Source organism: Streptomyces sp. NPDC002536, from assembly GCF_053594995.1.
This window is the reverse complement of sequence record NZ_JBSFWU010000158.1, coordinates 1-11,068: the sequence shown is the minus strand read 5'-3', so window position 1 is coordinate 11,068 and position 11,068 is coordinate 1. Positions and strand designations below refer to the sequence as shown.

Sequence of the window (11,068 nt, the reverse complement as noted above, 5' to 3'; positions counted from 1 at the left end):
GTCAGGGGCGCGGGGAACTGCGCGACAAGCCCCCACCGGCCCGCAGCCGACGCACTGCCGGGGGTCCGGGGCGAAGCCCCGGGAACCTCGACTGCAGGCGCGTCGTGGCTGATCGCGCAGTTCCCCGCGCCCCTGACGGGGCACAAAGTCCCACCGGACACCCCCCAGCCCCGCCCCCCGAGAGGAACCCCCCTCGTGCCCGCAGCCGTCCGCCGCGCCCTCGCGGCCCTCGCCGCCCTGCCCCTGCTCATCCCGGCCCTCGGCGCCTGCGGTTACGGCTCGCAGAAACAGGCCGGCGCCGCGGCCACGGCATCGTCCGGCCGGAAACTGTCCGCGAACACCGTGCGCATCGGCTACTTCCCCAACATCACCCACGCCACGGCCCTGGTCGGCGACCATGAGGGCCTGATCCAGAAGGAACTGGGCGGCACCCGGCTGAAGTCGACGACCTTCAACGCCGGCCCGTCCGAGATCGAGGCCCTCAACGCCGGATCCATCGACATCGGCTGGATCGGCCCCGCCCCCGCGATCAACGGCTACGTGAAGTCCAAGGGCCGCAGCCTGCGCATCGTCTCCGGCTCCGCGTCCGGCGGCGTCAAGCTCGTCGTCGACCCCAAGAAGATCACCACCCTGGACGACGTCAAGGGGAAGCGGATCGCCACTCCGCAGAAGGGCAACACACAGGACGTCGCGTTCCTCAACTGGATCGCCGGGAAGGGCTGGAAGGTCGACCCGCAGAGCGGCAAGGGCGACGTCTCCGTCGTCCGCCTGGACAACAAGGTGACACCGGACGCCTTCAAGTCCGGCTCGGTGGACGGCGCCTGGGTGCCCGAACCGACGGCCTCCAAGCTGGTCTCGGAGGGCGGCAAGGTGCTGCTCGACGAGAGCACGCTGTGGCCGGACAGGAAGTTCGTCATCACCAACGTGGTGGTGTCGCAGAAGTTCCTCGCCGCACACCCGGACGTCGTCGAGGCCGTCCTGCGCGGCTCGGTGAAGACCAACGCGTGGATCGCGGCCAACCCGCAGAAGGCGAAGGAGAGCGCGAACGCGGCGCTGAAGAATCTCTCCGGCAGCGGACTGCCCGCCGCGGTACTCGACCCGGCGTGGGCGTCCCTCACGACCACCGACGACCCGCTGGCCACGACCCTCGACGCGGAGGCGTCCCACGCCGTCGCGGCCGGACTGCTGGACAAGCCGGATCTGACAGGCATCTACGACCTGAGGCTGCTGAACAAAGTCCTCGCCGGCGAGGGCAAGCAGCCGGTCGGCGCCGCCGACCTCGGCAAGCAATAGGCCCTGCTCCCCTGGAGGTGACCGGATGGCTCCGGCAACACTCACCACCGGCACGGCCGTGGCCGTCCGGCTCGACCATGTCCACAAGAGCTTCGGACGGCATGACACCGCCGTGCCCGTCCTCGACGACATCACCCTCGACGTCCGCCAGGGCGAATTCGTCTGCCTGCTGGGCGCGTCCGGCTGCGGCAAGTCCACACTGCTGAACCTGGTCGCGGGCCTGGACAGCCCGACGTCCGGCAGCATCGAGGTGCCCGGCGGCCGCCCGGCCCTGATGTTCCAGGACCACGCCCTCTTCCCGTGGCTGACCGCGGGCCGCAACATCGAGCTGGCGCTGCGGCTGCGCAGCGTGCCGCGGCCCGAACGCCGGGCGGAGGCCGAGCGGTTGCTCGACCTCGTCCGCCTCGGCGGGGCGTACGACAAGCGGGTGCACGAGCTGTCGGGCGGTATGCGGCAGCGCGTCGCCCTCGCCCGGGCGCTCGCGCAGGACAGCCGCGTGCTGCTGATGGACGAACCGTTCGCCGCCCTCGACGCCATCACCCGCGACGTGCTGCACCACGAACTGGCCCGCATCTGGGCCGAGACGCAGCTGTCGGTGCTGTTCGTCACGCACAACGTGCGGGAGGCCGTGCGGCTGGGCGAGCGCGTCGTGCTGCTGTCCTCACGGCCGGGCCGGGTGGCCCGCGAGTGGACGGTCGGCCTGCCGCAGCCGCGCCGCATCGAGGACCCGGCGGTGGCGGACCTGTCCATCGAGATCACCGAAGAGCTGCGGGGGGAGATCCGCCGTCATGGCCGGAACTGACACCAAGGGGTCTGCCGAGCTTGCCGGCCTGGAGGCCGGACTCGACGCGCTGGAGACCGTTCCCGTGCGGCGCACGCCGTGGCGGGAGGTCCTGTGGCGGAAGGTACTGCCGCCCGTCACGGCGGTGGCGGTCGTCCTGGCCGTCTGGAAGCTGCTGGTCCTGGCGCACGTCACCGACGACTACAAGCTGCCCGACCCCTCGGCGGTCTGGCACAGCCTGCGCCAACTATGGCTGAACGGCACCCTGTTCGACATCATCTGGACCAGCGTCTCGCGCGGCCTGCTCGGCTTCCTCGCCGCGCTCGCCATCGGCACCCCGCTCGGTCTGCTGGTCGCCCGGGTCCCGTTCGTCCGCGCCGCACTGGGCCCGGTCCTCTCGGGCCTCCAGTCCCTGCCCTCGGTGGCCTGGGTGCCGGCGGCGGTCATCTGGCTGGGGATCACGGACTCGGCGATGTACGCGGTGATCCTGCTGGGCGCGGTGCCGTCCATCGCCAACGGCCTGGTGTCGGGCATCGACCAGGTGCCCCCGCTCTACCTGCGGGCGGGCCGCACCCTGGGGGCGACGGGAGTGCGGGGCGCACGGTACGTCCTGCTGCCGGCGGCCCTCCCGGGCTACGTGGCCGGCCTGAAGCAGGGCTGGGCGTTCTCGTGGCGGTCGCTGATGGCGGCGGAACTCATCGCCTCCTCCCCCGACTTGGGCCTGGGCCTGGGCCAGTACCTGGAGAACGCGCGAACGGATTCGGACATGCCGGGGGTGCTGCTCGGCATCATCCTCATCCTGTTCGTCGGGATCGCCATCGACCTGGCCGTCTTCAGCCCGCTGGAGCGGCGCGTGCTGCGCACGCGGGGCCTGGCGGCGGGCCGGTGAGAGCACCCCTCGTCCTGGTCGCCCACGGCAGCCGCGACCCGCGCCACGCGGCGACGGTGGCGCAGCTGCGGGCACGGGTCGCGGAGCAACGGCCGGGACTGCGCGTGGAGGTGGCGTTCCTGGACTTCAATGCACCGGGCGTGGGGCAGGTCCTGGAACGGCTGGCGGCGGAGGGTGTGCGGGAGGCCGTGGCACAGCCGCTGCTGCTGACGCGGGCCTTCCACGCCAAGGCGGACGTGCCGGCGGCCCTGCGCCGGGCGGCGTCCCGACTGCCGGGGCTCTCCCTGGTCCAGGCCGATGTCCTGGGCCCGTCGCCCCTGTTGACGGCCGCGCTGGAACGGCGGCTGCACGAGGCCGGGGTGCGCCCCGGCGACCGGCGCTCGACCGGGGTCGTCCTGGCCTCGGCGGGCTCCTCGGACCCGGAGGCGATCGCGGTGATCGCAGCAATCGCGCGGGAGTGGCGGCACACCGGCTGGTGCGCCGTGCGGCCCGCGTTCGCCTCCGCCTGTGCACCGCGCACGGAGGACGCGGTGCACGCACTGCGGGCGGCGGGTGCCGAACGCGTCGTGGTGGCCCCGTACGTCCTCGCGCCGGGCCGTCTGCCGGACCGCATCGCGGCGGGCGCGGCGGCGGCCGGGGCGGACGTGGTGGCGGACGTGCTGGGTCCGGCGCCGGAGGTGGTGGATTTGCTGCTGCGACGGTTCGACGAGGCGGCGGCCGCGGCGGTGATGGCGGATTCAGCCGTGTTCGAAGTGGCTCAATAGGCCCTCTCGCCACTGCTCCCCCGAGCCCATTAGCGTCACGCGGCGCGGGGGGTCGCATTGGTCAGTGATCGGATTGGTCAGAGAGGCTCACTGAGTTGTTCTACTTCCTCTTCAGGGCCGTGGTGCTCGTCCCGTTCCTGCGCTGGGTCTTCCGTCCGCGGGTCGAGGGCATGGAACACGTGCCGGACACGGGTTCGGCGATCATCGCGGGAAACCATCTGTCGTTCTGCGACAGCTTCCTCATGCCGGTGATGGTCAAGCGCCGGGTCACGTTCCTGTGCAAGAGCGACTACTTCACCGGCCGCGGCCTCAAGGGCCGCCTCACGGCGGCCTTCTTCCGCGGCGTCGGCCAGATCCCCGTGGACCGCTCGGGCAACGGCGCGGGCCGCGCCGCGGTCGAGACGGGCCTCAAAGTGCTGGACGGCGGAGAGCTCCTCGGCATCTACCCCGAAGGGACTCGCTCGCCCGACGGCCGCCTCTACAAGGGCAAGGTGGGCGTGGCCGAGATGGCCATTCGGTCGGGCGCACCGGTCATACCGTGCGCCATGATCGGCACCTTCGAGGCCCAGCCGATCGGCCGCCGCCTGCCGCGCCTGGTCCCGATCACCATCCGCTTCGGGGAGCCGCTGGACTTCTCCCGCTACGCGGGGATGGAGGAGTCGCGCGAGGTGCTGCGGGCGGCGACGGACGAGATCATGTACGCGCTGCTGAAACTGTCGGAGCAGGAGTACGTGGACGAATACGGCGCGCGGGCCAAGGCGAAGGCGGCGAAGCCGCCGCAGCCCACGACGCTGGCGCCCCGGCCCCAGGCTGCCTGACCCGTACGCTCCGCGCCCCTTACGGGGCGCGGCTCAGCAGGCTCAACAGGCTCAGCAGGCGCAGCTGATGGAGCCGATCGGCGCCGTCAGCGGGTCGGCCGGCTGCTGCACGACGCCGGTCGCGCCCTCGACGGGGAAGCCCTCGCGGATCCAGTACTCGATCCCGCCGAGCATCTCCTTGACCTGGTAGCCGAGCTGGGCGAAAGCGAGCGCCGCCCGGGTCGCACCGTTGCAGCCGGGCCCCCAGCAGTAGGCGACGACCGGCACCGCGGGATCCAGCAACTGGGCGGCGCGGTACGGGATCTCGGCCGTGGGCAGGTGCACCGCACCCTGCACGTGCCCCTGCGCCCAGGCCTCCGCACCGCGCGAGTCGACGAGCACGAAGCCCGGGTCGCCGGAGGCCAGGGCGGCACGGACATCGGACACGTCCGTCTGGAAGGCGAGGCGGGCGGCGAAGAAGGCAACGGCGTGCTGTGGTGTGGTCATACCTGAACGCTATGGCCCCAGATCGTCGGACTGAACCCGCGATCAACGCCCCTGCCCGCCTCCCGCCGTGAAATCCGTGGTATCAATCGGCGATGGCCGATGATTCCCTCGACACCACCGATATACGCATCCTCGAAGCCCTCCAGCGCAACGGACGCGCCAGCTATGCCGAACTGGCCCGCGCCGTCTCCATGTCCCCGAGCGCCGTCACGGAACGCGTCCGGCGGCTGGAGGAGAGCGGCATCATCTCCGGCTACTCCGCCGTCGTACGGCCCGAGGCCCTGGGCCTCGGCATCCTGGCCTTCATCCGCCTCCGCTACCCCATCGGCAACTACAAGCCGTTCCACGACCTGCTGGACGCCACCCCCGAGATCGTGGAGGCCCACCACGTCACGGGCGAGGACTGCTTCGTCCTCAAGGTCGTCGCCCGCTCGATGCGCGACCTGGAACGCACGGCGGGACGCATTGCGACCCTGGGCTCCGTGACGACGAGCGTCGTCTACTCCAGCCCGCTCCCGAGCCGCGCGGCGACGGCGGTCATGACCGCAACAGACTCTGGGCCAGGGCCGACACGGCGGTGACGACGGTGAGCGCGGCACCGAAGGCGGCGCCGGCACGGGTTGCGGCGGCGGGGCGGCTGGCGCCGTCCATGCGGGCGAGCAGTCCGGCGACGGCACCGACGGCGGCGGCGAGGATGAGAACGACGGCGAGGGCGGTGATGATGACGGCCAGCTGTGTGTGAGTCATGGGGGCCAAGTTCGCCGGTTTTGCGTTCGCCGACGTTCAGGCGTACGAAGATGAACGGATGCAGGCTTCGGATCCGGACGCGCTGAGGGAACTGGCGGCTCGGCTAAGGCTGTTCCAGATGGAGAAGCGGTTCACGGTGGAGGCGTTGCAGCGCCGGGCCGGGCTGGGGCACACGACGGTCAGCCAGGCGCTGAACGGACGGAAGATGCCGAGCGAGGCGACGGTGGTCGCCCTGGCCAAGGCGCTGGGCGTGGATGCCGGGGAGCTTCTGGCGCTGCGGGCGCGGGATGCCGGTCCGCGTCTGTCGGCCGAAGATGTCGCTTTTGAACAGCGGTACCGGGACTACGTCGTCGAGCGCCACAGCAGCCTGACCATCGTCGGACTGGATCTCAGCCGGCCCGAGGCGGCGTGCTGGCCACTGGACACGGCTTACTTGAGCCTTGAGCTGGCAAGCGAAGCCGAACGGGGCCTCCCCGCTCCCGCCACGACCGTGGAACGTGCGGAGCAGGCACTTGCCGGGCGTCGGCGCGTACTCATCCGTGGGCAGGCGGGGAGCGGCAAGACGACGTTGCTGCAATGGCTGGCGGTCACCTCCGCGCCCGACCACGTCCCGTTCGTCCTCCCCCTGCGCACGCTGGTCCGCCACGGTGCGCTGCCGATTCCGCAGGAATTCCTCGCGGCCACGGGATGCGCGCTCGCGAGCATGCAGCCGAAGGGCTGGGAGGACCGGCTGCTTTCGGCCGGGCGCGGCCTCCTTCTCGTCGACGGGCTCGACGAGGTGCCGAAACAGCAGCGTGAGCACACCCGATCGTGGCTGCGAGAACTCATTGCCGCGTACCCGCAAGCACGGTTCCTCGTCACGACGAGGCCTTCCGCGGTTCCGGAACGGTGGCTTTCGGGCCAGGAGTTCACGGAGTGCACCGTCAGGCCCATGAGCAGACGCGACGTCCTGGTGTTCGTCCACCGCTGGCACCGGGCGGCGGGGGCCTCTGCGGAGCTGGAGGACAGCCTCAAGGACGTGGTGCGGGGGCAGCGCGACCTGAGCCAGTTGGCGACGACGCCGCTGATGTGCGCTCTCGTGTGCGCCCTGCATCGCGACCGGCGGGGCCATCTGCCGCGGGGACGCATGGAGTTGTACGAGGCGGCACTGTCGATGCTGCTGATCCGCCGGGACGACGAGCGTGAAGTCAAAGCCCCGGAGGGCATCGTCCTCGACCGCCATCAGGCCATTCAGCTTCTTCAGCGCCTTGCCTATTGGCTCATCCGCAATGGGCAGGCGGAGATGGAGGAGGAGACCGCGCTCTCTGTCATCGAGGATGCGTTGCCGGCCATGCCGACGGTGGCGGCGCAGGGGGATGCGCAGCAGATCCTCGGCCACCTGGTCTCCCGCAGCGGCCTGCTGCGGCGGCCTTCGGCGGACACCATCGACTTCATCCACCGTACGTTCCAGGACTATTTGGGGGCCAAGGCGGCCGTCGAGTCCCGCGATCTCGGTCTGCTGGTGCGCAATGCCCACGACGAGCAGTGGGAGGACGTGCTGCGCATGGCGGTCGCACACGCCCGGCCCGCGGAGCGGGGGACGCTGTTGCGCCGACTCGTGGCGCGGGGTGACCGTACGGCCGGACACCGCACGCGGCTGCATCTCCTGGCCATGGCCTGCCTGGAGCAGGCGACGGAGCTGGCTCCGGACGTGCGGGCCGCGGTCGAGGAGCGGGCGGCGGCCATGCTCCCGCCGCGCACGTTCGACGAAGCCACTCATCTGGCCTCGGTGGGCCCGGTGATCCTCGACCTTCTGCCGGGGCCGGAAGGCCTGCTCAAGGACGAACTCGTGCCCGTCATATCCATCGCCACCAAGCTCGGCAGCGATGCGGCGATGGCGTTCCTCAAGCGGTTTCGGACGTGCGACGATCCCGGCGTTCAAAGCGTGCTGGCCGTGGAGTGGCGGGCCTTCGACACCCACGACTACACGCAGGACATCATCCGCCACCTCTCACCCGGCACCCGGATCGTCGTCAGCAACCGGGCCGAGTTGGAGACACTTCCTTCCCTTCCGCAGCAGTCCGACTTCTATTTCATCGGCAACTTCTCGGAGGAAGAACTGCTGTCGGCACTGAACCGGCACGAGCTGCGGGGGCTCGACATCAGCGCCAACACGGCACTGCTCGACCTTGATTTCGTCGGCATGTTCGGCGAGCTCCGCAGGATCGGCCTGTCGGACTTGCCTCACGTCCTGGCCCTTTCCCCGCTCCGCGAGCTGCCGCTGACCGATCTGACCCTTGCACTGACCCAGCCCGTGGAACCGGAAACACTCGACGCGCTGCCGACTGTCGAGCGTGCCGACATTGACGTGCCATTGACCTACCGTGCCATGGCTTCGCTGCTTCGGTTGCCCAGTCTTCGCGAGCTCTATCTCTGGCAGAAATCGTTCACGACGACCACGCTCAGCGGCATTTCATCCGCCACTCGGCTCGAATTTCTCAGTTTCCCGGCATCCGATGTTCCGGAAGCCTCTCGTGGTGAACTCGCCGAGATGCCCGCATTGACCCGACTGCAGATCAACAAGCAGTATGTGCGGCTTCTCGCGGACAGTCCTCCCCTGCCTCACGTGAGTCACCTCATCCTCAACGCACCGCTCGGACACAGCGATCTCACGCCCGTGAAGAACGCATTCCCCGGTCTCCGCCGCCTCACCCTCATAGCAAGGGCGCCGGACACCACGGTCAATCTGACGAGCCTCGCGGACATCGACGGACTGGAGATCGAAGTCGTCAACGCAGGATTGCTCCTCGGCCTCGACCGCTTCCCCCCGGGCGCCGTAACCCTCATCCCCCGCCCCCGCACCTAGCGCCCCGTAAGGGGCGCGGGGAACTGCGCGACCAGCCCCCACCGGCCCGCAGCCGACGTACATAACGAACGGCAGCCGCCGCACCCCGTGGGGGTGAGGCACGACGGCCGCCGTCCGCAGGGGACCGTACCAGGGGTCACCCCCTGGACCGAAGTTCCGCCTCAATAAGGTCCGCAGCCCGCGGAGTACCCCCCTCCGCCGCAAGCTCCGCCTTCAGCTCGGCGCAACGCGCCGCAACCCCCGGGTCGCCCGCAAGAGACAGCACCGCTTCCCGCAGCACCTCGGCGGTGGCCGATTCGGCCGGCACGTGCCGCGCCACCCCCAGCTCCTCCAGGATCGCCGCGTTGCCGAACTGGTCGACCGCCTGCGGTACCGCCACCATCGGGACCCCGCACGCCAGGCCCTCCTGGGAGCCGCCCATGCCGGCGTGGGTCACGAAGACGTCGGCCTGACGCAGGATGGCCAGCTGCGGTATCCAGTGGTGGACCTCGAAATTCGGCGGGATGTCCCCCAGTTCGGCAACCTCCATCTGCTTGCCGATCTGCAGCACCACGTGCCACCCGGCCAGGTCACCGAAGGCCTTGATGCACTCGCGGTAGAACTCCGGCTGCTTGTTGAACGTGGACCCCAGCGACACCAGCAGCACCTTCTCGGCGTCCACCGGGCGCTCCCACGTGCCCTGCTCACTCCTGTCCCCCTGGCACGGGCCCGTGAAGGTGTAGACACTCTCGTCGACCAGGTCGGCGTACGGCTGCATCGCCCGCGGGATCAGGGCGAGACAGCGGTCGGGGTGACCGACGAAACGGTCGTGGTCCATGGTGACGCCGTTGCCGGCGAGCCACGCGGCGAAGCGGTCGTAATAGGCCCGGCCGCGCTCGCTCCGCTTGATCTCCTCGAACTGCTGGGCAACAGGGCTGTCTTCGCTGCCCTGCCAGGCCACCATGTGCGTCGAGAGCTGGATGACGGGAACGCCCCAGCCGTGAGCGAGTATCCGTGCCGGGTAGGAGGTGCTGTCGGCCAGCACCAGGTCCGGCGCGTCGCCCTCGTACGCCTCCGCGAGCTGCGGAAGCGCCTGGACCGCGTCGTCGAAGAACCGCTCCATGTAGTCGAGCTGCCCGGATCCCCAGGCCTCGGGGTCGCCCGCGTCCGGGAGCGTCGAGCCGTAGATCACCGGCTCGGCGCCGGTCGCGGCGACGATCTCCGCGAAGGACTCGGGGATGGCGTACGTCACCCGGTGGCCGCGGGCGACGAGTTCGCGGATGACGTCCAGGTTCGGGTTCACATGGCCGTGGGCCGCGATGCTGAACATGGCGATGTGCGCGTTGTCGGTACTCATGACCGGCACGCTACGCGAGACGATCCGTCTCGTCTAGATATTTTTCGCGCCCCGGCGATATCCGGCCACCTGCCGCACGAGAGACTGGCAACGATCAGGTCGACGAAGAGCGAAGGCGAAGGTACGGACGTGGACGTGGCATTCACCGAACACCGGGCGCGCGCCCTGCTCGCCGCCTCCGGGGCACCCCTCCCCGCCTCCGCCGCCACGCTCCTCTCCCTCGGCGAGAACGCCGTCTTCGCCGCCGACGGTCTCGTCGCCAAGGTCGGCCGCGACGCCGCGCTCCTCCCCCGCGCCGAGCGCGAACTCCGCATCGCCGCCTGGCTCCAGGAGCACGACGTCCCGGCCGTCCGCTCCGCCGAGCCCGACGTCCTCATGGCCGACGGCCACCCGGTGACCCTCTGGCACCGCCTCCCCGACGCCGCCCGCCCCGCCGGCCCCGCAGACCTCGCCCCCCTCCTCCGCAAGGTGCACTCCCTCCCCGAACCCGACTTCGGGCTCCCGCACCGCGATCTGCTCGGCGGCGTCGAACGCTGGCTGCGGCTGGCCGGGGACGCGATCGACCCGCGCGACGCCGACTACCTCCGCGAGCGCCGCGACGGCTTCGCCTCCGCGGCCGCCGCCCTCACCCCGCACCTGCCCCCGGGGCCGATCCACGGCGACGCGCTTCCCCGCAACGTGCACATCGGCCCCGACGGTCCCGTACTGCTGGACCTAGAGACGTTCGCCACGGACTTCCGGGAACACGACCTGGTCGTCATGGCGCTCAGCCGCGACCGGTACGGCCTGGACCCGGCGGCCTACGAGGCGTTCGTGCACGCCTATGGCTGGGACGTCCGCGAATGGGCGGGCTGCTCCGTCCTGCGCGGCGCCCGCGAGACGGCGAGCTGCGCCTGGGTGGCCCAGCACGCCCCCGCCAACCGTGCCGCTCTCGCGGAGTTCGAGCGCCGCGTCGCCTCGCTGCGCAACGGGGACCCGACGGTGCGCTGGTACCCGTTCTAGGGCGCGTCCAGCGGACCTTCGCGCCCCGTCAGGGGCGCGGGGCTGTTCACATATGCGGCTCCGCCGCGTGGGCGCGACCAGGCGCCCCGTAGGGGCGCGGGGAACTG

At 70.7% G+C, this 11,068-nt stretch carries 11 protein-coding genes; 8 read left to right on the top strand and 3 right to left on the bottom strand.

Annotated elements, in window-relative coordinates; translation table 11 throughout:
- The first annotated feature begins 195 nt into the window (after positions 1-195).
- The 5 genes from ACWD4B_RS33345 to ACWD4B_RS33325 all read left to right on the top strand — a co-directional run bounded on the left by ACWD4B_RS33345 (position 196) and on the right by ACWD4B_RS33325 (position 4,545).
- Positions 196-1,293, top strand: a complete 1,098-nt coding sequence (locus ACWD4B_RS33345) for an aliphatic sulfonate ABC transporter substrate-binding protein (RefSeq protein WP_451424280.1) — start codon at positions 196-198, stop codon at positions 1,291-1,293.
- 25 nt (positions 1,294-1,318) lie between these two features.
- Entirely contained in the window at positions 1,319-2,095 is a 777-nt protein-coding gene (locus tag ACWD4B_RS33340) for an ABC transporter ATP-binding protein (protein WP_451424279.1), read from the top strand.
- Positions 2,082-2,963 (top strand): ABC transporter permease, encoded by an 882-nt coding sequence (locus ACWD4B_RS33335; protein WP_451424278.1) that lies wholly within the window; start codon positions 2,082-2,084, stop codon positions 2,961-2,963. The genes ACWD4B_RS33340 and ACWD4B_RS33335 overlap by 14 nt, the downstream gene beginning before the upstream one ends.
- Positions 2,960-3,727 (top strand): sirohydrochlorin chelatase, encoded by a 768-nt coding sequence (locus ACWD4B_RS33330; RefSeq protein WP_451424277.1) that lies wholly within the window; start codon positions 2,960-2,962, stop codon positions 3,725-3,727. The genes ACWD4B_RS33335 and ACWD4B_RS33330 overlap by 4 nt, the downstream gene beginning before the upstream one ends.
- A 95-nt stretch (positions 3,728-3,822) precedes the next feature.
- Positions 3,823-4,545, top strand: a complete 723-nt coding sequence (locus tag ACWD4B_RS33325) for a lysophospholipid acyltransferase family protein (RefSeq protein WP_451424276.1) — start codon at positions 3,823-3,825, stop codon at positions 4,543-4,545.
- Positions 4,546-4,596: 51 nt separating this feature from the next.
- Here the strand turns inward: ACWD4B_RS33325 and ACWD4B_RS33320 are convergent, their stop codons facing one another.
- On the bottom strand, positions 4,597-5,031 hold the full coding sequence (locus ACWD4B_RS33320) for a rhodanese-like domain-containing protein (protein ID WP_451424275.1): 435 nt from the start codon (positions 5,029-5,031) through the stop codon (positions 4,597-4,599).
- Positions 5,032-5,123: 92 nt separating this feature from the next.
- Here ACWD4B_RS33320 and ACWD4B_RS33315 point away from each other — a divergent pair, with 92 nt between their 5' ends.
- Positions 5,124-5,612, top strand: a complete 489-nt coding sequence (locus ACWD4B_RS33315) for an Lrp/AsnC family transcriptional regulator (protein ID WP_451424274.1) — start codon at positions 5,124-5,126, stop codon at positions 5,610-5,612.
- Here ACWD4B_RS33315 and ACWD4B_RS33310 read toward each other — a convergent pair.
- On the bottom strand, positions 5,569-5,778 hold the full coding sequence (locus ACWD4B_RS33310; protein ID WP_451424273.1) for a hypothetical protein: 210 nt from the start codon (positions 5,776-5,778) through the stop codon (positions 5,569-5,571). The two genes, ACWD4B_RS33315 and ACWD4B_RS33310, sit on opposite strands and share 44 nt — an antisense overlap.
- Between ACWD4B_RS33310 and ACWD4B_RS33305 the strand changes: the two genes are divergently transcribed.
- Positions 5,777-8,623: an NACHT domain-containing protein gene (locus ACWD4B_RS33305; RefSeq protein WP_451424272.1), complete on the top strand. Its 2,847-nt coding sequence runs from the start codon at positions 5,777-5,779 to the stop codon at positions 8,621-8,623. The two genes, ACWD4B_RS33310 and ACWD4B_RS33305, sit on opposite strands and share 2 nt — an antisense overlap.
- A gap of 136 nt (positions 8,624-8,759) precedes the next feature.
- Here the strand turns inward: ACWD4B_RS33305 and ACWD4B_RS33300 are convergent, their stop codons facing one another.
- Positions 8,760-9,959: a macrolide family glycosyltransferase gene (locus tag ACWD4B_RS33300; protein ID WP_451424271.1), complete on the bottom strand. Its 1,200-nt coding sequence runs from the start codon at positions 9,957-9,959 to the stop codon at positions 8,760-8,762.
- 135 nt (positions 9,960-10,094) lie between these two features.
- Here ACWD4B_RS33300 and ACWD4B_RS33295 point away from each other — a divergent pair, with 135 nt between their 5' ends.
- On the top strand, positions 10,095-10,961 hold the full coding sequence (locus ACWD4B_RS33295) for a phosphotransferase enzyme family protein (protein WP_451424281.1): 867 nt from the start codon (positions 10,095-10,097) through the stop codon (positions 10,959-10,961).
- Positions 10,962-11,068 lie beyond the last annotated feature (107 nt).

What these genes read in the sequence shown, in the direction of transcription:
- ACWD4B_RS33315 (WP_451424274.1), top strand. Translation starts at nt 5,124, where the DNA reads ATGGCCGATGATTCCCTCGACACCACCGATATACGCATCCTCGAAGCC.
- ACWD4B_RS33310 (WP_451424273.1), bottom strand. Translation starts at nt 5,778, where the DNA reads ATGACTCACACACAGCTGGCCGTCATCATCACCGCCCTCGCCGTCGTT.
- ACWD4B_RS33320 (WP_451424275.1), bottom strand. Translation starts at nt 5,031, where the DNA reads ATGACCACACCACAGCACGCCGTTGCCTTCTTCGCCGCCCGCCTCGCC.
- ACWD4B_RS33340 (WP_451424279.1), top strand. Translation starts at nt 1,319, where the DNA reads ATGGCTCCGGCAACACTCACCACCGGCACGGCCGTGGCCGTCCGGCTC.
- ACWD4B_RS33305 (WP_451424272.1), top strand. Translation starts at nt 5,777, where the DNA reads ATGGGGGCCAAGTTCGCCGGTTTTGCGTTCGCCGACGTTCAGGCGTAC.
- ACWD4B_RS33300 (WP_451424271.1), bottom strand. Translation starts at nt 9,959, where the DNA reads ATGAGTACCGACAACGCGCACATCGCCATGTTCAGCATCGCGGCCCAC.
- ACWD4B_RS33335 (WP_451424278.1), top strand. Translation starts at nt 2,082, where the DNA reads ATGGCCGGAACTGACACCAAGGGGTCTGCCGAGCTTGCCGGCCTGGAG.